The 21,458-nt window shown below is 59.4% G+C and carries 20 protein-coding genes; 12 read left to right on the top strand and 8 right to left on the bottom strand.

What is annotated here, in order from left to right; all coding sequences use genetic code 11:
• Window positions 1–98: 98 nt before the first annotated feature.
• The 3 genes from RA29_RS03815 (at window position 99) to RA29_RS03805 (ending at window position 1,977) form a co-directional block, all read left to right on the top strand.
• Entirely contained in the window at window positions 99–368 is a 270-nt protein-coding gene (locus RA29_RS03815) for a DUF2160 domain-containing protein (protein ID WP_342666388.1), read from the top strand.
• Between the two features lie 81 nt (window positions 369–449).
• Window positions 450–845 (top strand): BlaI/MecI/CopY family transcriptional regulator, encoded by a 396-nt coding sequence (locus RA29_RS03810; protein WP_039683054.1) that lies wholly within the window; start codon window positions 450–452, stop codon window positions 843–845.
• Entirely contained in the window at window positions 832–1,977 is a 1,146-nt protein-coding gene (locus RA29_RS03805) for a M56 family metallopeptidase (RefSeq protein WP_039683052.1), read from the top strand. Before RA29_RS03810 ends, RA29_RS03805 begins: the two co-directional genes overlap by 14 nt.
• A gap of 2 nt (window positions 1,978–1,979) precedes the next feature.
• On the opposite strand, the gene RA29_RS03800 is transcribed toward RA29_RS03805, so the two are convergent.
• Complete coding sequence (locus RA29_RS03800) at window positions 1,980–3,032, bottom strand: LacI family transcriptional regulator (protein ID WP_052249494.1); 1,053 nt, start codon at window positions 3,030–3,032, stop codon at window positions 1,980–1,982.
• 187 nt (window positions 3,033–3,219) lie between these two features.
• On the opposite strand from RA29_RS03800, the gene RA29_RS03795 reads away from it, so the two are divergent.
• The 7 genes from RA29_RS03795 (at window position 3,220) to RA29_RS03765 (ending at window position 11,673) form a co-directional block, all read left to right on the top strand.
• Window positions 3,220–4,446 carry an ABC transporter substrate-binding protein gene (locus RA29_RS03795; RefSeq protein ID WP_039683050.1) on the top strand — a complete coding sequence of 409 codons (1,227 nt, stop codon included), beginning with the start codon at window positions 3,220–3,222 and terminating at the stop codon, window positions 4,444–4,446.
• 69 nt (window positions 4,447–4,515) lie between these two features.
• On the top strand, window positions 4,516–5,415 hold the full coding sequence (locus RA29_RS03790; RefSeq protein ID WP_206540135.1) for a sugar ABC transporter permease: 900 nt from the start codon (window positions 4,516–4,518) through the stop codon (window positions 5,413–5,415).
• Entirely contained in the window at window positions 5,408–6,298 is an 891-nt protein-coding gene (locus RA29_RS03785) for a carbohydrate ABC transporter permease (protein WP_039683046.1), read from the top strand. Before RA29_RS03790 ends, RA29_RS03785 begins: the two co-directional genes overlap by 8 nt.
• Window positions 6,299–6,301: 3 nt before the next feature.
• Window positions 6,302–7,375: an ABC transporter ATP-binding protein gene (locus RA29_RS03780; protein WP_039683044.1), complete on the top strand. Its 1,074-nt coding sequence runs from the start codon at window positions 6,302–6,304 to the stop codon at window positions 7,373–7,375.
• Window positions 7,376–7,379: 4 nt separating this feature from the next.
• Window positions 7,380–9,770: a glycoside hydrolase family 2 protein gene (locus RA29_RS03775; protein WP_052249451.1), complete on the top strand. Its 2,391-nt coding sequence runs from the start codon at window positions 7,380–7,382 to the stop codon at window positions 9,768–9,770.
• A gap of 11 nt (window positions 9,771–9,781) precedes the next feature.
• Window positions 9,782–10,537, top strand: coding sequence for a sugar phosphate isomerase/epimerase (locus RA29_RS03770; RefSeq protein WP_039683042.1), 756 nt, complete (start codon window positions 9,782–9,784; stop codon window positions 10,535–10,537).
• An 11-nt stretch (window positions 10,538–10,548) separates the two neighbouring features.
• On the top strand, window positions 10,549–11,673 hold the full coding sequence (locus RA29_RS03765; RefSeq protein WP_039683920.1) for a Gfo/Idh/MocA family oxidoreductase: 1,125 nt from the start codon (window positions 10,549–10,551) through the stop codon (window positions 11,671–11,673).
• Window positions 11,674–11,686: 13 nt separating this feature from the next.
• On the opposite strand, the gene RA29_RS03760 is transcribed toward RA29_RS03765, so the two are convergent.
• The 7 genes from RA29_RS03760 to RA29_RS03730 form a co-directional block, all read right to left on the bottom strand.
• Window positions 11,687–13,189 (bottom strand): mannitol dehydrogenase family protein, encoded by a 1,503-nt coding sequence (locus RA29_RS03760; protein ID WP_039683918.1) that lies wholly within the window; start codon window positions 13,187–13,189, stop codon window positions 11,687–11,689.
• Window positions 13,189–13,968, bottom strand: coding sequence for an L-iditol 2-dehydrogenase (locus tag RA29_RS03755; RefSeq protein ID WP_039683040.1), 780 nt, complete (start codon window positions 13,966–13,968; stop codon window positions 13,189–13,191). Before RA29_RS03755 ends, RA29_RS03760 begins: the two co-directional genes overlap by 1 nt.
• Window positions 13,965–14,969, bottom strand: coding sequence for an ABC transporter ATP-binding protein (locus RA29_RS03750; RefSeq protein ID WP_039683038.1), 1,005 nt, complete (start codon window positions 14,967–14,969; stop codon window positions 13,965–13,967). The genes RA29_RS03755 and RA29_RS03750 overlap by 4 nt, the downstream gene beginning before the upstream one ends.
• 49 nt (window positions 14,970–15,018) lie before the next feature.
• Window positions 15,019–15,852: a carbohydrate ABC transporter permease gene (locus RA29_RS03745; protein WP_039683036.1), complete on the bottom strand. Its 834-nt coding sequence runs from the start codon at window positions 15,850–15,852 to the stop codon at window positions 15,019–15,021.
• Window positions 15,853–15,857: 5 nt separating this feature from the next.
• On the bottom strand, window positions 15,858–16,796 hold the full coding sequence (locus RA29_RS03740) for a sugar ABC transporter permease (RefSeq protein ID WP_039683034.1): 939 nt from the start codon (window positions 16,794–16,796) through the stop codon (window positions 15,858–15,860).
• 166 nt (window positions 16,797–16,962) lie between these two features.
• Window positions 16,963–18,258, bottom strand: a complete 1,296-nt coding sequence (locus tag RA29_RS03735) for a sugar ABC transporter substrate-binding protein (protein WP_039683032.1) — start codon at window positions 18,256–18,258, stop codon at window positions 16,963–16,965.
• Between the two features lie 116 nt (window positions 18,259–18,374).
• Window positions 18,375–19,406: a LacI family DNA-binding transcriptional regulator gene (locus RA29_RS03730; RefSeq protein ID WP_039683916.1), complete on the bottom strand. Its 1,032-nt coding sequence runs from the start codon at window positions 19,404–19,406 to the stop codon at window positions 18,375–18,377.
• On the opposite strand from RA29_RS03730, the gene RA29_RS03725 reads away from it, so the two are divergent.
• Both RA29_RS03725 and RA29_RS03720 read left to right on the top strand, forming a co-directional pair.
• Window positions 19,381–20,259 carry a DNA-3-methyladenine glycosylase I gene (locus RA29_RS03725; protein ID WP_342666379.1) on the top strand — a complete coding sequence of 293 codons (879 nt, stop codon included), beginning with the start codon at window positions 19,381–19,383 and terminating at the stop codon, window positions 20,257–20,259. The two genes, RA29_RS03730 and RA29_RS03725, sit on opposite strands and share 26 nt — an antisense overlap.
• A gap of 171 nt (window positions 20,260–20,430) precedes the next feature.
• A complete protein-coding gene (locus tag RA29_RS03720) occupies window positions 20,431–21,369 on the top strand; it encodes a sugar ABC transporter substrate-binding protein (protein ID WP_039683027.1) in 939 nt (312 codons plus the stop codon).
• Window positions 21,370–21,458 lie beyond the last annotated feature (89 nt).

The following is a 21,458-nucleotide window of genomic DNA, read 5'->3' as shown; positions in this document are numbered from 1 at the left end:
TACCCACGGCCGCTTGGTCGCAGGGCTGGGGCAATGTTGCCAATCAGCAGGAGGAGACCGGGTTTTCCTGGACTGACCCGCTGTGGCCGGCCTTCTGGATGGCGTGGACACCTGCAACCTTTGCGCTGTTCTGCTGCATCTTTGGGGCCATCGCTGTCATAGGCTTGCTTGAGGTGTTCAAGTATCGCGATGGGGTAGAGCGGCGCGGTGTGCTTGGGCTGACGACCACGCTGGGTGACCGGCTGTTCATCTCGCTTTTAGGTTCAGCCTACATCTTCCTTGCTTGGCTGGGCTTGATGGGTCAGCCGCTTTGGATCCCGCTGGGTCTGGCCATTGCTTGGGGCATCTTTTGCTTCTGGAAGGTGTGAGAAAGCGTTTTGTGAAACGAAAGTTTTCGTATTTACTCCCTCGGGCATAACGAGTGAGCGATACGTCTTGGATAGGACGGTATGAGACAAAAGAAGAAAAGCGACCTGCTGACCGAGGTGGAACTGGAGTTCATGACGGAACTTTGGGATCTGGGTGAGGGCACCGTACGGGACGTTCTGGACAAGCTGCCCGAAGATCGGAACCTCGCCTATACCTCGGCCGCGACCATTCTGCGGATACTGGAGCAAAAGGAATTTGTGACCAGCCGCAAGGATGGCAAGCGCCACGTCTTCAAGCCGACGCTGGGCAAGGATGCGTACCAGACACGTTCACTCAAGGATCTGTCGATGAAGCTGTTTGACGATACGCCTGCGTCTTTGGTCGCGCGGCTGGTCAATGACGATGCGCTGACAGAGGAAGCATTGGGGCAAATCCGGGCACTTGTGGATCGGAGGTTGAAAAATGATTCCGGGTGACGCGCTGCTCGACGCTTTTATCAATGCCAATATTCTTCTTGTCGTAGCCTATGGCCTTTGGTCGGTTGCGCGTTTTATGTTTCACCGTTTCGGATTGAGTCACTGTTTCGCCACGCAGTTGCAGTTGTTGAACAGCGTTTTCGTGGTGATTGTTCTGTCGCCCTTTGTGATCCTGACCTTCGCGACGCTGCAGTCGAACGGCTATGCGCAATCGGTCAACGTGAACCTGTCGGACATGGTTGTGGCGTACTACCTGAATGGCGGCTTCAGCATGCAGGCGACCGAGTTTGAGCGGCTGGTCAACATGCGCGATACGTTTCTGAATAACGTTGTGAATGCCGCCGGTTGGGTGGCCTGGTCGGTGATCGCGGCATTTTTGATCGGGCTGATTGTTGGGGCCGCGCGTTTGGTGTTTTCCATGTTCTGCCTGTTTCGCATTGTATCGGCGAGCTACGGGTGGCGGCAATTCGGTAGAATACGACTGCGTCTGTCGGACAAGACGCTGGTGCCCTTTTCGACGCGGGGGCTGCGCTACTATTACGTTGTTATTCCATCGCACATGCTGGGGCAGCCCAAGGAATTGAGCGTGTCGCTGGCGCATGAATTCCAGCATCTGAGACAGGGCGACATCGAGTGGGAAATCGTGCTTGAGGCGCTGAAACCGTTCTTCTTTCTCAATCCGGCCTTTCACGCATGGAAGCGGCAGGTGGAGAACTTGCGCGAGTTGTCCTGCGATGCCGAAGTGCTGACCCGCGGACGGATCGACGTGCGCGCCTATTGCGATACGCTGCTGGCAGTGTGTCAGCAGACGCTCAGACGGGACCGTATGTTCGTGGTTGCCGTGCCCAAGGTCACGCTGGTCACGGCTGACCGGTCGGCGCTGCGGGATGGACGCATGAGTTTTTTGGAGCGGCGCATTATGTCCTTGCTGGATATGCGCCACTTGCGGCGGCCACGCCTGCTTTACATGGCGACACTGCTGCCTTTGGCTGCGGCGATCATGCTGACGGCGGTCGCGATTCAGCGGCCGGGTGACTGGAGCCAGGACAGGCTGATGTTGTCGACCGTGGTCAATCTGGAACGGTTGGATGAGATCAACCGGCTGTCAACATTCGGGCGTATCCGAAACTAGTATCAATCGACGCGCAACGCGGTATCGTCAGGTCGGTCGAGCGCCTGCATCGGAGGCTCGTCAGGGGCGCTGATCCTGTGCATGAGCGCGCGCGCCAGAAAGTTGCCGGCCTGGTCGATATTTTCTTCGACGACCAATATGCCTGACCTAAACCGGCGCAAGAAGGTGATCGCCTCCTTGGCGACCATGTCGAAGTCATTTCCCAGCAAAAAACCCATCTTTTCGACTGTTGAGACCATCGTGACGCACCCACCGATACTGGGGGCAATCAGACCGTCAGGCCGATCGTCGCCTTGGAAAATTGGGATCATGGCCTGTTCGATGACCGGATTGTCATTGTGCGCGTTCGCGGCCTCGATAACCGAGAATTGCACACCGTGTTCGGCGGCCATGCGGGTTGCTCCGTCAATCATGCTTTGGGCATAGGTCTGGTTTTGCGGCGGGGCCAGCATCGCGATGTTTTTGCGCCCCCGACCAACTAGCGCCTTAACCGCAAGCGCACCGTAGTTCGTGTTGTCATAGTCGAAATAGGCGTGCCGTTCGCAGGCGCTTGTTCTGCCGTGGGTCACAAAGGGAAACTTGTGCTCGATCAGGTAGTCTACGCGGGGATCGTTCGGTTCGATCTGGTTGATGATCAATCCGTCCGCGCTTCCGGTTTCCACAATGTACCGGATTGGAACCATCGGATCCTCGTCTGGGAAGTAGGGTGTGATGATCATGTGGTATGGCGTGCCGCGCAGTGCGGATGCGACCGCAGATATCAGGCGCGCCGTATGGTTCATCATGTCGTGTTCGGTCGACATCACGATGCTGATCACATTGGTTCGCCCCGTCCGTAGACGAACACCCGCACGGTTTGGGCGATACCCGATTTGCTGCGCGATAGTGCGGATCCGCTGCTTGGTGTCCTGGCCGATGTCCGGGGCATCGGCGAGGGCGCGCGAGACGGTGGGTACAGCCAGCCCTGACAACCGCGCGATGGTCTTCAGAGTCGGGCGTTCGCCGGGTGCGAGAGCGATTTCTTTGGACGCATCTGTCGTGCCTGATTTGGTCATGGGCGGCCCTTTCTGATGCGCTGAGCCATTTTCTGAAACAGTTCGTCCGCGCGGATTGCCAACAGAATCAAGCCGTTGGCAGTACATTGATGATTAATTCGACTGTCAGCAAAATTCTACCTTGATCGAAAAATCTAAATCGTTGTAGCAATTACTATAACGATTTAGAAGTCAGGGAGGACTCAAGATGAAAACTTTTTCGAAACTGCTGGGCTCTGTTGCCTTGCTGGGTGCGTCGGTGGCGCATGCGGGCGAGCTGGAGGTGACCCATTGGTGGACATCGGGCGGCGAGGCCGCGGCCGTGTCGGAATTTGCCAAGGCGTTTGATGCGACCGGCAATACGTGGGTGGATGGTGCTATCGCTGGCTCGGGTGGCACGGCGCGCCCCATCATCATCAGCCGTATTCTAGGTGGTGATCCCATGGGCGCCACCCAGTTGAACCACGGTCGTCAGGCGGAGGAACTGATTGAGGCTGGTCTGATGACAGATCTGACCGAACTGGCCGAAGCAGAGGGTTGGACAGACCTTGTGAACCCGCCCGCACTGCTTGATGCCTGCACCTACGAAGGCCGCATCTATTGCGTGCCCGTAAACATCCATTCATGGCAGTGGCTTTGGTTGAGCCATGATGCCTTTGCTCAGATCGAAACGCCTGTGCCGTCGAACTGGACAGAATTTGCGGCCGCCGCACCCAAGTTGGAAGAAGCCGGAATTGTCCCGCTTGCAATGGGGCAGCAGGGTTGGCAGCAAAACGGCGCCTTCGGCGTGATGACCATTGCCATTGCCGGGCTTGAAACCTGGCGCAAGGTCGTGGTCGACAAGAATGCGGATGCGGCCCGTGGACCGGAATACGCAGCAGTATTCGAGGCCGCGGTCGACGCGCGCAACTTTGCGTCGAACTCGAACGTTCAGGACTGGAACCTGGCGACCAACATGGTCATCACCGGCAAGGCTGGTGCGCAGATCATGGGTGATTGGGCACAGGGCGAGTTCCAGATGGCCGGCCAGGTCGCAGGTGAAGACTATACCTGCCTGCCTGGTCTGGGCGTGAACGAAATCCTCGACACTGGTGGCGATGCTTTCTACTTCCCGGTCATCGATGATGAAGAGACGAAGAAGGCGCAGATGGCGCTGGCCTCTACCCTGATCTCGCCAGAGGTCCAGGTGTCCTTCAACCTCAAGAAAGGGTCGCTGCCCGTCCGTGGTGACGTCGATCTGAGTGCGGCCAATGACTGCATGCAAAAGGGTCTCGATATCCTCAAAGCAGGTGGGATCATGCCGTCGGGTGACATGAACCTGACTGCGGACACGCAAACGCAGATCGAGGACCTGATGGCCGAGTTCTGGACCTCCGACATGTCTGCTGCCGATGCGCAAGAGCGTTACGCAGACATCATTGCGTCCGCCGAATAAGGGCGCACCTCCCAGTCACCTGCCCGGGCGACCGGGCAGGTGCAGTTCGGCATGAAACGGGGTCCTGTCATGTCTTCTTCGAATGCGCGGAGGCCGTCGAGCCTGTTCCGCAACCTGTCGGCCAAGCTGGCGTCTATCCCAATGGTGCTTACTGCACTGGTGGTGTTTGTTGGCGGTACGGCCTGGACTGTGGTCTATTCTTTTACGTCGTCCAAGCTGTTGCCTAAGGCGAACTTCGTCGGGCTAGATCAATACGAGCGGCTCTGGAGCACGCGGCGCTGGTTGATCTCGATCGAGAACCTGGCCGTTTATGGCTTTTTCTCCATGATCTTTACGTTGCTGATTGGGTTCACGCTGGCTGCCCTGCTGGATCGCAAGATCAGGGGCGAGGATGTGTTCCGCACGATCTTCCTGTATCCATTTGCCCTCAGCTTCGTGGTGACGGGGCTGGCGTGGCAGTGGATCCTGAACCCCGATCTGGGCGTGCAGAACGTGGTGCGTTCAATGGGGTGGGAAAGCTTCACCTTCAACCCGCTCAATGACCCCGACATCGTGATTTACGGCATTTTGATTGCCGGGCTGTGGCAGGGTACTGGCCTCATCATGTGCATCATGCTTGCTGGCCTGCGCGGCATTGATCAAGAGATCTGGAAAGCCGCGCGAGTAGACGGGATTGGGACCGTAAAAACCTATGTCCGCATCGTTATTCCCATGATGCGTCCGGTGTTCGTTACGGCGCTGGTTTTGATCGCCAGCGGGATCATCAAGATCTACGATCTGGTGGTGGCCCAGACCAACGGCGGCCCCGGTATCTCGTCCGAGGTGCCTGCGAAATACGTTATCAATTATATGTTCCGTGCCCAGAACCTGGGCCAGGGCTTTGCCGCGTCGACCATGATGCTGCTGAGCGTAGTCATCATCCTTATCCCCTGGGCGTATCTCGAATTCGGAGGCAAGAAACGTGGCTGACGTAGTGACCCCGCGCGGGCCCAAGCCCCGCCCCCGTTTTTCGCGTACCAACATCATGCTTTATGGCACGCTGATTGTCGTTGCCGCCTACTACGCCCTGCCGCTCTATGTGATGATCGTCACATCGCTCAAGGGCATGCCCGAGATCCGCATCGGCAACATCTTTGCCCCGCCGGTCGAGGTGACCTACGAGCCGTGGGTCAAGGCATGGGCCGAAGCGTGCACAGGCATCAATTGCGAGGGGTTGAGCCGTGGCTTCTGGAACTCGGTACAGATTCTGATCCCCTCGGTCATCCTTTCCATCGCGATTGCCTCGGTGAATGGCTACGCGCTGGCGAACTGGAAGTTCAAAGGGTCGGAAGTGTTCTTCACCATCCTGATCGTGGGCGCCTTCATCCCTTATCAGGTGATGATCTACCCCATCGTGATCATTCTGCGCGAAATGGGTCTTTATGGAAACATCTGGGGGCTGGTGCTGGTGCACACGGTCTTTGGTATGCCGATCCTCACGCTACTATTCCGGAACTACTTCACCTCCGTTCCCGAGGAGTTGTTCAAGGCGGCGCGTGTCGACGGGGCAGGGTTTTGGGGCATCTACTTCCGCATCATGCTGCCCATGTCGTTGCCCATCTTCGTGGTGGCGATCATCCTGCAGGTCACGGGCATCTGGAACGACTTCCTGTTCGGCGTGATCTACACCAAGCCCGCTGACTACCCGATGACCGTGCAGCTTAACAACATCGTTAACTCGGTGCAGGGCGTGAAGGAATACAACGTCAACATGGCCGCCACGCTGCTGACCGGTCTTGTCCCCCTCATCATCTACTTCGCATCCGGCAAGCTGTTTGTCCGGGGCATCGCCGCAGGCGCGGTGAAAGGCTGATCCATGACTTCTGTTCTTGTCAAAGACCTGACTTTGAAATTCGGCGCGCTGACCGTGCTGGATAACCTCAACATCGACATTCCCGAGGGCGAGTTTCTGGTCCTTCTGGGCGCGTCCGGCTGCGGGAAGTCCACGCTGCTGAACTGCATCGCCGGTTTGCTGGATGTGACGGACGGTGAAATCCACATCAACGACCGCAATGTCACGTGGGAGGAGCCATCGGGGCGGGGTATCGGCATGGTGTTCCAATCCTACGCGCTCTATCCGCAGATGACGGTTGAGGGGAATCTGTCCTTTGGCCTGAAAAACGCGCGGATGCCGAAGGATGAGATCCAGAAGCGCGTCGCGCGGGCGGCTGAAATTCTACAGATCGAACCACTTTTGCAACGCAAACCCGCCGCTTTGTCCGGCGGGCAGCGTCAGCGGGTCGCCATTGGCCGGGCCTTGGTGCGTGATGTGGATGTGTTCCTGTTTGACGAACCGCTGTCGAACCTGGATGCCAAGCTGCGCGCTGACCTGCGGGTCGAGATCAAGCGCCTGCACCACAGCCTGAAAAACACGATGATCTATGTGACGCACGATCAGGTGGAGGCGATGACACTCGCTGACCGGATTGCGATCATGAAGGGTGGGATCATTCAGCAACTCGACACCCCAACCGAGATCTACAACCGGCCCAAGAACAAATATGTGGCCGGGTTCATCGGCAGCCCCGAGATCAACTTCTTTGAAGGCGTGATCGAGGGAGATGCTTTTGTCACCGGGGGCGAGCGCTTGTCGCTTGAGGGGTATGCGTTCCAGGGCACAGCAACCAGCGGTCCGGCCTGGCTGGGCATTCGTCCCGAACACATCGTGTCGGGCGAGGCGGCTGCGTCATTGCCTGTGACAGCAGAAGTCACAATCGATCTGGTTGAGCCGATGGGCTCAGATACGCTGGCGTGGGCATCCTTGGCGGGTATGCCGGTGCGCATCCGCATGGACGGGCAGGCGGCTGTATTACCCGGAGATCGGATCACGATCGGTTTTGATCCTGCCCGTGCCTCGCTGTTCGACAAGCAGACTGAGGAAAGGCTCTGAGCCGATGCTGGATCTGAGCGGCCCATGGCACCTGTCGGATGAGACAGGCCAATACACCGCGCCTATGGTGCTGCCCGGTGACGGGATCAGCGCCTTGCGCGATGCAAGGGTCATTCCGGATCCATATTGGGGCCGTAACGAACATAATCTGCGCTGGATCGGCGAACGGGATTGGCTGTTGACCCGCACCTTCCGCGCGACGGATCGGCATATGACGCTGGTTCTGTCGATGCTGGATACAGTGGTGGATGTGTCGCTGAATGGTCAGACCGTTCTGCGCGCGGACAGCATGTTCCGCGCCCACCGCGTCGATGTGTCGGACGCTTTGGTGCTGGGCGAAAACGTCATCACCCTGCACTTCAGATCCGCCCCGAGGATCGCCAAAGACCGGGCCGAGGCGCAGCCGTTTCCGGTGCCTTTTCAAGCGGAGAACTGCCCAATCCCGCACGGCAACATGCTGCGCAAACCGGAGTGTGATTTCGGTTGGGACTGGAACATCGCGCTGGCGCCCTTTGGTCTTTATGGCGACATCCGGCTTGAGCCGAAGGGGCCGCGTATCGCGGATGTGATCGTGGCGCAGCGCCATGGCGACGGCCATGTCGCAGTCGATTGCACCGTCCTGGGCGATGGGATCGCGGATGGAACCGAGGTGTCGGTTTCGTTGTGTGGGGTAAGTGCTCCCGCTCTTATGGACGCGGGCGAGGCGAAAGTGTCGCTGGAGATCGAAGCGCCGGAGTTGTGGTGGCCAGTCGGTCAGGGTGCTCAGGTTCTTTACGACTTGGTCGTCTCGGTCGGGCCAGCACAATCGACATATCGCATTGGCCTGCGTGACATCCGGCTTGTGACCACGCCGGATGATGCCGGTACAAGTTTTGCCCTTCACATCAATGGGCGTCCCATTTTCATGAAGGGGGCAAACTGGATACCGGCTGACGCGCTGGCCGGTGCGATCACGCCCGAGGCGTGCCGTGATCTGCTGCAATCGGCCGTCGATGCGAACATGAACATGATCCGCATCTGGGGCGGGGGGCGGTATGAGCCGGATTGGTTCTATGATCTGTGTGATGAGATGGGGTTGCTGGTCTGGCATGACTTCATGTTCGCTTGCCACCTCTATCCGGCGACCGAAGCGTTTCTGACCGACATCGACGCGGAAGTGCGCGAACAGGTCGCGCGTCTTAACCATCATGCATGCATCGCACTGTGGTGCGGCGACAATGAATTGCTGGGCGCGCTGACGTGGTATGAGGAAAGCCGGAACAACCGGGACCGTTACCTTGTGTCCTATGACCGGTTGAACCGCACCATTGAGGCGGCCCTGCGCGACACCGCACCGACAGCAATCTGGTGGCCGTCCAGCCCGTCGCCTGGGCTGATGGACTTCGGCAGCAACTGGCATGACGACAGCTCGGGCGACATGCATTTCTGGTCGGTCTGGCACGAGGGGCGCGATTTCGAGCACTACCGCGACGTGCGCCCGCGCTTTTGTTCCGAGTTCGGGTTTCAGTCCTATCCATCGATGGACGTGATCCGACGATTTGCCGACCCAGACGATTGCAACATCGCATCTCCGGTGATGGAGAGCCACCAGAAGAACGCTGGCGGCAATGCACGGATAGCCGAGACGATGTTTCGGTACTTCCGCTTTCCCAACGGGTTCGAGGATTTCGTCTATCTCAGCCAAGTGCAGCAGGCGCTGGCCATCAAGACAGCCGTGACCCATTGGCGTGGGCTGAAACCGCATTGCATGGGCACGCTTTACTGGCAGCTCAACGACACGTGGCCCGTGTGCTCTTGGTCCAGCCTGGATCACGGGGGTGGGTGGAAGCTGCTGCACCACGCGGCCCGACGGTTCTATGCGGACGTGACAGTGGTTGCTGTTCCAATGGGGGACGAGATTGAGCTGCGCATCGTTAACGACATGGCATCGGCTTGTGACGTGGTTGTTGCAGCTTTCGCCGTCGCCCCATCGGGAGAGTTGCGCCCGCTTGGGCAGGTATCGGCGAACGCAAAGACCGTTGAATCGTTCCGCGCCATGTCCATCGCGAGCGAAAAACTGGGCAAAGACGAAATCCTCTGGTTCGACTGGTCCGTAAATGGTGGTCCTACCTGTTCGGACCACTTCGCGCCGCATCGCTACAAGTCCTATCCTTTGGTCGCGCCGCAAATGACCGCTGATATCACACAGGACCAAGATGGATGGCAGATCACGCTGACAGCGCAGCATCTGGCGCTGTTCGTCGCTGTCGAGGCCGATCAGCCGGGTCGCTTCAGCGACAACTGCTTTGATGTGATCCCAGGCAGGCCCGTCACCATTCATTTTCAACCCAGCAATGCAGAAGCTCCCCCAAACTTCACGCTGCGCGATCTGCATTCTGCCACTTACCACACCTGAAAGGCCCCGACATGACCGCTTTGTCCTATCAGCTCTACAGCTCCCGTATGTTTCCGCCGCTCGAAGACACGCTCAGCATGCTGGCGGGGATCGGCTACGCGCATGTCGAAGGCTACGGCGCCCTTGTCGCCGATGCCGATGCCATGGATGCGCTGGAGCGTGGGCTTCAGGCCACTGGGCTGACGATGCCCAGCTGTCATGTGGGTCTGGCCATGTGCGAAAGCGATCCGGACGGCGTTCTACGCATTGCAGAACGCTTCGGCATCGAAACGGTTGTGATCCCATTCATCATGCCGGACGATCGCCCAACAGATGTTTCCGGGTGGCTGGCCTATGGGGCAAGGCTCTCTGCCGTGGCCGACAAGTTGGCCGCAGCCGGTCGCGGGCTCGCCTATCACAACCATGACTTCGAGTTTGTGCCACTGGCCGATGGCAGCCTGCCTATGGATCTGATCCTGGAAACCGCACCCGAGGTATTGTTCGAGTATGACGTTGCCTGGGCTGTGCGCGCCGATGCTGATCCAATCGCACCCATTGACCGCTACGGCGCGCGCATCGCCATCGCCCATCTCAAGGACATCGCGCCCGATGGCGAGGCCGCGGACGAGGACGGTTGGGCCGACGTCGGCCACGGCACCATGGACTGGCCCACGCTGTTCAATGCGCTCAAGGCTGCGGGCACCCGGTACTTCGCCGCCGAACACGACAACCCAAACGATCACCGGCGTTTTGCCCAACGGTCGTTTGACGCGACCCAGACGTTTTGAAGGAGACCGCCATGCAAGGCATTGGCATCATCGGATGCGGCAACATTTCGACCGCATATCTCACCCTAGCGCCCCTCTTCAAAGGGCTGGAGGTTCGCGCTGTCGCGGACATGAACCCTGCTGCGGCACAGGCGCAGGCGTCTGCATTTGGTGTGCGGGCAAATACGGTCGACGGTTTGCTTGCCGCCGATGACATCGACATCGTGGTCAACCTGACCATCCCGGACGCTCATTTCGAGGTGACGCGCGCCATATTGCGCGCGGGCAAGCATGCCTATTCGGAAAAGCCCATCGTGCTGACGCAGGAACAGGGTGAGGTCCTGCGCAGCCTTGCGGCCGAGAAGAACCTGCGTGTCGGTTCTGCCCCGGATACCTTCCTTGGCGGTGCACACCAGGCGGCACGCGCGGCCATCGATGCGGGCGAGATCGGCGAAGTGGTGGCAGGCACCGCCCATGTGATGAGCCACGGCATGGAACACTGGCACCCGAACCCTGATTTCTTTTTCCTTTCGGGGGCCGGGCCGATGCTGGACATCGGGCCCTACTACGTGACGAACCTTGTTCAGCTCCTCGGCCCCGTGAAGCGTGTCGGCGCGCTGACTTCGACACCGTCGAAGACGCGCACCATCCTGTCGGAACCACGGCGGGGCGAGGTGATCCCCGTCAAGACGCCGACCAACATCCACGCCCTGCTTGAGTTCGTGAACGGTGCGACCATCACGCTGTCGACCTCATGGGATGTCTGGGCGCATCGTCACGGGAACATGGAACTTTACGGATCAGAGGGCACGATGTTCCTGCCGGATCCGAACTGGTTCTCTGGCACTGTTGAGGTGACGGGCAAGGACGGTGAGACACGTGCGCTTGAGACGGAGAAGCATCCGCTCGGCGTGCCCAACCAGGACAACAACGGCGTGGCCAAGGCGAACTATCGCGCGGCGGGTTTGGCCGACATGGCTGCTGCCATGAACGAAGGGCGTCCGCACCGCTGTTCGCTGGAACTGGCGCTGCATGCGGTTGATGTGATGACCTCGGTCCTCAAGGCTGGTGAGACGGGCGAGATGGTCACGCTGAGCACCACCTGCACACGGCCGGAGCCGTTGACCGAAGACGACGCGAAAGCGTTGCTCAAGTAAGAGCAGGGGCGCGTCAGGCGCCCTTGCCCAGGTACTGGCCAAGGGCGGCGTCCACGCCCTCTGCCCATATCAGGGTGAGCCAAGCCGCGAAAGATGTACTGAACGCCTCTTCATTCTCAAGCTCTTGATAATACTGGTTTTGCGCGAGCCATGCCTGCGGGTCGGCTTTGGCCTGTTCGGCTGCCGTGACCAGCGTGTCCCAATGCGGGTCGTTCGGTTCGATCCGGCTTCCGTCCTGACGGGTGCCTGCACACATGCGCGCCCAGAGCGCTTCGACCAGGCTTAACCCTTCGACGCTGCCACCTGCTGCCCGCGCGTCGCGTAAAATCGGGAGCACAAAGCCCGTGTGGCGGGATGAGCCATCGAACGCCACGCGCCGCGTGGTGTCACGAATCTCCGGGTTAGAAAAACGGGCTTCAATCAGATCCACATAGGCACTGGGCGTAAAGCCCGGCACATCCGAGACATAGGGCGCGATCTCTTCCATTTGCACCTTGCGAAAGAACGCGCGCATCAGGCGGTGCGACATGCAGTCGGCAATCGTCGGTAGGCCCAGCAACTCACCCGCATTGGCAAGGACCTGGTGGCCCGCGTTCAGGATACGGATCTTCATCGCCTCATAATCGTGGACGCGGTCGGTGAAAATCGCACCGGCCTTGTCCCAATCCGGGCGGCCCGCGCAGAACGCGTCTTCGATCACCCATTGGCGGAAGTTCTCGTGGGTGACCGGGGCCGCATCGGCAATTCCGAACTGCGCTGCCAATGCAATCTCGCTGGGCCCTGTGGCGGGCACGATGCAATCCACCATCGAATTGGGAAAAGCTGCGTGCTTGGTGAGCCAATCGGCAAGGTCAGGTTCCGTTGCCCGTGCCAGCGAAACGATTACCTCCCGCAGGATGTCGCCGTTGCCCTGCAGGTTGTCACAGCTTTGGCTGGTGAACGGCGCGTGACCCGCCGCCATACGCCGCGACAGGGCTGCGACCATGGCGCCGAAGGCCGTGATCGGCGCACCGGGATGTGCGATGTCGTGGGCGATGTCCGGGTGTGTCAGGTCCAGCCTGCCCGAGGCTGCGTCGATGCAATAGCCGCCTTCAGTCACCGTGAGGGCGACAATGCGGATATCGGGCCGTGCCATGGCGTCGATCAGCGCGGCGTTGTCATGCTCAACAGGCAGGAAGTCGATCATGGAGCCGACGACCTCTGCCGAGGTGCCGCTGGGGTCCAGTTCGATCAACGTGGTCAGGCAATCCTGCGCCAGCAGCTTGTCCCGCATCACCGCATCACCGGGGCGCACGCCCGCGCCGATGATCGCCCAGTCCTGCGCCAGCCCCTCCTGCATCAACCGATGCAGATACCACGCCTGATGCCCACGATGAAAATTGCCGACGCCAATATGGACGATACCGGGGCGTAAGGCGCTCCGGTCATAGGTGGGACGCAGCACGCTTTCGGGCAGCGTCGCCAGGGTCGCCTCCGACAGCGGAAGGGCGGGGCGCTTTTCGGAACCATCTGCCATCAGCTCATCCATTGTCCGCCATCGACGTTGTAGCACTGCGCGACGATATACTCGGCCTCGTCACTCGCCAGAAACACGGCCATGCCGGTCAGATCCTCGGCCGTGCCCATACGACCATACGGCACCGCCTCGCCTACTTCACGTTTCTTCTGGCCCGATGCCTTGCCTTCGTATTTGGCAAAAAACGCATCTACCCCGTCCCAATGCTCGCCATCGACCACACCCGGGGCGATGGCGTTCACGTTGATGCCGTGCTGGATCAGGTTCAGACCGGCCGATTGGGTCAGGCTGATCACGGCCGCTTTTGTCGCGCAGTAGACAGCCACCAGTGGCTCGCCCCGGCGGCCTGCCTGGCTGGCCATGTTGATGATGCGCCCCTTGGTGCCCGTGTCGATCATGTGCTGCGCGACGGCTTGCAGGGTAAACAGGGTGCCCTTGACGTTGATGTCAAAGCAGCGGGCAAAGTCGTCTTCCGTGATCTCTGTGATGGGCGCTGCGGTAAAGATCGCGGCATTGTTGATCAGGATGTCGATCGGGCCGAAGCCCGCCGCTTCAACCGCGCCGATTGCGTCACGAATACTGCCGGTGTCAGTTACATTCATACGAACGGCCAGCACATTGTCCTTATCGATAGACGCAGCAGTTTCAGCGGCTCGGTCTACATCAATATCCGCGATGACGACGCGAGCGCCTTCGCGCACGTACGCCTCGGCAAAGGCTTGACCGATCCCGCGTGCGGCCCCTGTGATCAAAGCTGTCTTACCCGCAAGCCGGTTCATGCGATCCGCAACCCTTCAGCGTCAAAGCGATGGATCACATCCTCGCGCGGGGCGAGGCGCACGCGGTCGCCGTGCTTGAACCCGACCTCGCCGTCCGCTCGCACGGTGATGGTCTCTGCCAGGCCCGAGTTGTGGATGTGAAAGAACGTGTCCGACCCCAGATGTTCCGACACGCCCACGGTGCCTTCCCACGGGCCTGTATCTGCAGATACCGTGATGTGTTCAGGCCGGATGCCGATGGTCTTGGCGCCATGCTTCTCGGCCTCCGCCCCTTCGATAAAGTTCATCTTGGGCGATCCGATAAAGCCCGCCACAAACAAGTTCCGCGGCGTGCGGTAGAGGTCGAGAGGCGAGCCCACCTGTTCGATATGCCCGGCCCGCAGCACGACGATCTTGTTGGCCATGGTCATGGCCTCAACCTGATCGTGCGTCACGTATATCATCGTGGTCGCCAGCCGGTTGTGCAGCTCGGAAATCTCCAACCGCATGCCGACGCGCAGCGCTGCATCGAGGTTCGATAGCGGTTCGTCAAACAGGAATGCCGCAGGCTCGCGCACAATGGCCCGACCGATGGCAACCCGCTGGCGCTGACCGCCAGAGAGTTGCCCTGGCTTCTGCTCGAGGTAATCGGCGAGGTTCAGTATCTTGGCGGCCCCTTCGACCTTCTTGTCGATCTCGGCCTGATCCATCTTTGCCATCCGCAGGGGGAAGGCGATGTTCTTGCGCACGGTCATGTGCGGGTAAAGCGCGTAGGACTGGAACACCATGGCAAGCCCACGCTTTGATGGCGGCACTTGCGTGGCATCCTCGCCGTCAATCAGGATCTGGCCCGATGTGGTTTCCTCAAGCCCAGCAATCAGACGCAGCAGCGTGGACTTGCCGCAGCCCGATGGGCCGACAAAGACTGCGAACTCGCCATCCTCGATGGTCAGGTTCAGAGGCGGGATCACTTGCGCATCCCCGAAACTCTTGGTCACGTTTTCAAGTACGATACGTCCCATTGGTTTTCCTTTTATGCGGTTCCGCGTTGCGTGATGCGCGCGGGCATTCCTATTTCACGGCGCCGAAAGTCAGCCCTTGGACCAGTTGTTTTTGACAGAACCAGCCAAGCACGATGATCGGGCCAACGGCGGCGGCAGAGACGGCGGACAGGCGGCCAAAGAACAGCCCCTCGGGCGCGCGGTTGCCTTCTATCAGCTTGGACAGAGTGGCAGCCTCGGTCGTGGTCAGGCGAACCGTCCAATAGGCCTCGTTCCAGCAGAAGATGAAGCAGAGCAGAGCCGTCGAGGCGATGCCGCCCCAGGCCAGCGGGATCAGGATTTCCTTCACTTCACCCCAGGTGCTCACCCCGTCCATTTGGCCCGCTTCAATGATGTCCTTGGGGATTTCTTTGAAGTAGGTGAACAGCATCCAGATCACGATGGGCAGGTTGATCAGCATCAGCACCAACACAATCAGGAAATGGGTGTCGAAGATCCCTAGGCTCTTGGTCAAGAACGTCATCGGGTACAGCACCGCAGCTGCTGGCAGCATCTTGGTCGACAGCATCCACATCAGCACGTCCTTGGTGGAGCGCGACGGGTTGAAGGCCATGGCATAGGCGCACGGGATACCGACGGCGAGGGCAAAGATCGTTGCAAAGACAGAGGTGATGACCGAGTTCGTGGCAAAGCGCCAATAGTCGTAGTTCTCGGTCATGTTCAGGTAGTTCTCCAGCGTCGGCGTGAAGAACAACAGGAACTCGGGCTTCACCGCATCCGCGTCCGTCTTGAAGCTGGTCAGGATCATCCAGAAGATCGGGAAGAAGAACAGCAGACCTACGATCCAGGCCAAAACAGGCCGGCTGAGCTTTGAGAAGCGGGAGGTTTCAGCAACGATGGCCATAGTGCTTACTCCATCAATGTCTTGCCGATCATCCGCAGGAGGAAGATGGCAACGATGTTGGCGAGGATGACGGCGAAGATGCCCGTGGCGCTGGCCGCGCCAATGTTGTTGTTGGCAAATTCACCGATCAGATAGGGCAGGTTCTTGTTCCCGTTGCCGCGACTGACGATCTCGATCTCGGCATAAAGCGACAGGTGGAAAATGGCCTGGATCATCACCACGATAGCGATGGGCCGCGACAGGTGGGGCAGGGTAAGGAACCGGAATTGCGACCATAGCCCGGCGCCGTCCAGCACGGCGGCTTCCTTCTGCTGCTGATCCTCTGATTGCAGCGATGTCATGAAGATCAGGACGGCGAAGGGCGTCCACTGCCACGTCACCATGATGATGACCGCATAGGCCGAGGTTTGCGTGGCGCGAAATGAAATCGGCTCAAGCTGCGGCCACAGGGAGAAGAACCACCCGACAAGCGGCGCGTTCTGAAGCGAGGCGATCATCCCGTTGATGCCGTTGACGGCAAGGCCCTGCAGGCCCAGCACCGGGTCCAGGATCATGTTGATCCACAACACCGCGTTCACCGCAGGCATCACGAAAAAGGGCGAAATCAACAGAACCCGCACGATGCCGCGTCCCGGGAATGCTTTGTTGATCAGAACGGCGATCAACACGCCCAGGATTACGGTCAGGAACAGGATGCTGCACACGATCAGCAGGCTGTTCTGGATGGCAAACAAGAAATCCTTGTTGTTCAAGACAAATTCGTAGTTGCCAAACCCGCGCCAGTTGCTAAGCGACGGCGTCGTCCATTCCGGGCGGCGCAGGCTGTTCAGCACATAGCGGATGAACGAGAAGTAGAGCGTCATCCCCAGCGGGATCAGCATCCAGATCAGCAGCAGCAGAACGGCCGGTGTTTGGAGCAGGCGAGGAAGCTTTCTATCGGACATGACCCTAGACCCCGGCGCCGCGCGTCTCATGCGGTGCCAATTGAAATGAAGATGCGGTATCAGAGTGCCAGCTTAGGCCAATTCAGGTTTTGCGAAACCCGCTTGAGCACGTCGCTGGGAGGGTGGGAGGCCCGAACAGGCGGACCCCCCGTAAGTCTGGGAAGACTTAGTAGTAACCGGCTTCGCGCATGATGGCGTTGGCCGCATCCTGCGATGCCTCCAGCGCCTCATCCACCGACTTGGCACCGGACAGGGCCGCCGCCATTTCCTGAGCGACGGCGGAGCCGACCTCGGGGAATTCCGGGATCGCTGCGAACTGAACACCGACATAGGGCTTCAGATCAGTCGCTTCCGGAGCAGCGGATTCAATGGCTGCCAACTCCGCCGCAGCAAAGCCTGCTGCTGCCTGGAAGTCAGGGTTCGCGTAGGTGGACGCACGCTGACCGGTTGGAACGCTGCCCCAGCCAAAGTCAGGGTGATCCGCCACGGCCTGCACGTACTCTTTCGACGTAGCCCACTCGATAAAGGCTTTCGCCTCGTCCGCATTCTCGGTCCCCGCGGGCACGGCCATGGCCCACGCCCACAGCCAGTTCGCGCCAACCGGGTTCCCGGCATTCGGCGACTGCGCATAGGCCACACCGTCCACTTCCAGGAAAGACGCCGCGATTGTGGCGTCGATCCACATGCCGCACTTGCCTTCGTTATAGAGGGCAAGGATCTCGTTGAACGAATTGCCTTCGGATCCGGGCGGGCCATAAGTGCCCAGCAGATCAACGTAGAAGTTGATGGCCGCACGCCATTCGTCGCTGTCGATGGTCGGCTTGTAATCCGCATCGAACCATGCGCCGCCAAACGAGTTCACCATGGTCGTGATGAACGCCATGTTATCGCCCCAGCCCGGCTTGCCGCGCAGGCAGGCACCGTAGACACCGTTGTCGGGGTCGTGGATGGCTGCGGCTGCGGCCTTGACGTTGTCCCAGCTGTCATTGTCGGCGATGGTGACGCCAACCGCGTCGGTCAGGTCCTTGCGGTACATGACCATCGACGATTCGCCATAGAAAGGTGCCGCATACATCGTGCCCTCATGAGACAGACCTGCGCGCATGGCGGGTAGGATGTCGTCGACGTCGTACTCGGCACCGAACTCAAGCGGTTCGATCCAGCCTGCGGCCCCCCAGATGGGCGCTTCCTGCATGCCGATGTTGATGATGTCGTACTGACCGCCACCTGTGGCTGTATCGGAGGTCACTTGCTCGCGCAGCACGCCCTCTTCCAGCGACACCCAGTTCAGCTGCACGCCGGTTTCTTCGGTGTAGGCCTCGGCGACCTTCTGCATGTTGATCATGTGACCGTTGTTCACGATCGCGATGGTGAGTGATTTTGCGTGGCCGTCTGCCAGTGCGCCCGTTGCCGTGACCAGCGACAGCGCTGTCGCCGCACGAAGTGCGTTCTTAAGGTACATCCGACTCCTCCCTTGATTGGATGTTGTTCACAAACGCTACTGTCAGATCTGTCGCCGCGTCAAATAATTTTTTACGCGCGTAAAGAAATTAGGAGAAAGTATTCGCAGCCAGTATCTTAGGCGGAATCGCGCATGATAAGGCGTGCGGAAAACAAGGTCTCTTCCCGGGTCTGAAAGCGTCCGCCCGATTCGATCAGGCGGAACAGCGTCTCGACCGCATGGCCCGAGACATTGGCATAATCATGTGCCGCCGTGGTGAGTGACGGGCAGGTGTAGCGCGAAAACGGATGATCGTCATGCGAGGCCACGCGCAGATCATGCCCGGCCCCGCGGCCAACCTTGCGCCCAGCCTCGAAGCAAGCTGACATAAACCCGATGGCGAGCCGGTCGTTGCTGCACAACACTGTATTGGTGGGCAACGCATCCCGGCTTAGAACGTCATGCCCGCCCTTGCGCCCGATCTCTTCAAACGCCCAGCCGCTGCCGTCAATCTGCAACACATGCGGCTCCAGCCCCAGCCGTTCCATCATGTCCAGATAGGCGCGCCTGCGTTTGTTGGCATTGGGGTTCGCGGGGGTCTTCATCTCAAAGAATGAGGGCGGCTCACCGGTGCGGCTCAGATACTCTACAGTCTGGGATACAAAGCTGTAATTGTCCGATCCGACAAAGGCTTCGCCCATGCCGTCGATGTTGCTGTCGAACAGCACTGTGGGCACATCCCGGCAAAACGCCTCAATCGCCGACTTGTCTGACAGGCGTCCCAATGGCGCCAGCAGGACACCAGCGGGTTTCAGCGACCGTAACGTGTCAAGGATGTCACGTTCTTGCTCGGCTTCGCCATGCGAGCTGAAGAGGGATGGAGAAAAGCCCGCCTCGATACACCGTCGTTCAATGACACGCACAATCTCGCCAAAGAACGGATCCGCCAGATAGGGCACAACCACGCCGATGTTTTTCGTCAACTGCCGGTTCTGGTTCATCGCATAGATGTTGGGCCGGTACCCATACTGCTCGATAGCTGCCTCGATCCGCGCGCGGGTCGAGGCACGTACGCTTGTCGGGTCGTTAAAGTATTTCGAAACGGTCGGCCGTGAAATCCCACTGACAGAGGCGAACTCCTCCATGTTTTTGATCTTGCGTTCGCCCATGCTCTCCTCCGACCCGTGCCACTGCAGGAACAGGGTCACGATAAGCAAGAAAGTTTTCGCGCGCAAACTTTGCCGTGACTGGTCTTGCACGCATCACCGCACCATCCCCCTTGCAGAATTGCGCCTTTTCCAGCCGTGCCGCGCGTGCGTATCGTTTCTGTGTACGAACAGAGGGATGCTACTCATGCGGACGATCAACGATATTTTGGCCATCAGCGCTGAGCGCAAGGGCGGCGAAGCGGCAGTTTTGGAAAGTGTCGAGCTGTCAGCGGATGCTGCAACTTTGGCCGCGATCCCGGATGACAGGTGGCTGTCGCAAATGACCCGTTCGATCTTTCAGGCCGGGTTCAATTGGCGCGTTGTCGACAACATGTGGCTAGGATTCGAAACCGCATTCCACGGCTTCGACATCGGGCGCTGTGCGATGATGAGCGACGATTGGTTCGATGCGCTTTGTCGTGACACCGCAATTGTCCGCTACCCGCAAAAGATCAGATCCGTGCAACAAAACGCAGTTTTCATTCAGGAGCACAGCGCCAGACATGGCGGTTTCGGTCGCATGATCGCGGAATGGCCGGCCAGCGACTATGCCGCGCTGCTGGAATTGCTGAAGAAGGAGGGCAACCGGCTGGGCGGCAGCACGGGGCAATATTTCCTGCGCTTCATGGGCGTCGACGGTTACATCCTGTCCCGCGATGTCGTCGCTCGTCTCATTGCCGAAGGGGTGATCGACAAGCCCCCGACATCCAAGTCCGCAATGCGCGCGGTGCAAGCGGCGATGAACGAATGGCAGGTCCAGTCTGGCCGTTCGCTGAAAGAGATCAGCCGCATTCTCGCGACAAGCTGCGGCTAGGCGCCCGGATCGCCGGATCCGAAAATTTGAATGCAACCGGTTGCAAAATGCGGCGACTCGCATATCATCCTCCTCGTTGCCAGCCGAAGACTCAGCCCAGACAGAGGCGGTTTTCGGTCGGCAGTCCGGCGAAAAACGGCGTGATCCGGACACGCAACTTGGGAGGAAACCATGAAGAATTTTGTGACAGTGGGCGCGCTTGCCATGCTGATGGGTGGTACGGCCATGGCTGAAACCATCGGTGTGTCCGTGGCCCGGTTTGACGACAACGGCCTGACCATCATGCGCAACGGCATGACCGAGCACGTTGAAACGCTGGATGGTGTTCAACTGATCATGGAAGACGCGCAAGACGACGTGGCGCGCCAGCTTGACCAGATCAACAACTTCATCGCATCGGGTGTGGACGCGATCATCGTGAATGCGGTCGACACCAACGCGACCGAAGCGATGAGCCAGGCCGCCGCCTCTGCCGGTGTGCCAATGGTCTATGTGAACCGCCAGCCGATCAACATGGACACGCTGCCCGAAGGGCAGGCGTTCGTGGCATCGAACGAGATCGAAAGCGGCACGCTGAAAGCATTTGAGATCTGCAAGAACCTGCGCGCTGCGGGCAAGTCGGGTGGGGCAACCGCCTACATGCTGATGGGCCAGTTGTCGAACCAGGCGGCGGTGCAGCGTTCCAAGGATGTCGAGGATGTGCTTGGCATGGATATGTGCAACTTCATCACCCTGATCGACAGCCAGACGGCCAACTGGTCCCGTGACCAGGCGCAAGACCTCATGACCAACTGGATTTCCTCTGGTGAGCCCTTCGATGCCGTCTTTGCCAACAATGACGAAATGGCCATCGGCGCGATCCAGGCCATGAAGTCTGCAGGCATTTCGATGGATGACGTTCAGGTGGGCGGCGTGGATGCTACGCCCGACGCGCTGGTATCGATGCAGGCCGGTGACATGGATGTGACAGTTTTCCAAGACCTCGCAGGTCAGGGCGCAGGCTCCATCGACACGGCGATCAAGCTCGCGAATGGAGAGGATGTCGACAAGACCGTCTTCATCCCATTCAAGCTGGTCACGCCGGAAAATGTGTCCGAGTTCCTCCAGTAACTCTATGATCGGTCGGGCTGCGGTGATGCAGCCCGACCACCCGACACCCTGATGACAGAAGCGGCACTTTCGGCCGCTCAAACGGGAGG

The organism is Tateyamaria sp. ANG-S1 (genome assembly GCF_000814025.1).
In the GTDB taxonomy this organism is placed as follows: Bacteria; Pseudomonadota; Alphaproteobacteria; order Rhodobacterales; family Rhodobacteraceae; genus Tateyamaria.
This window is presented reverse-complemented; position numbering and strand designations above follow the sequence as displayed.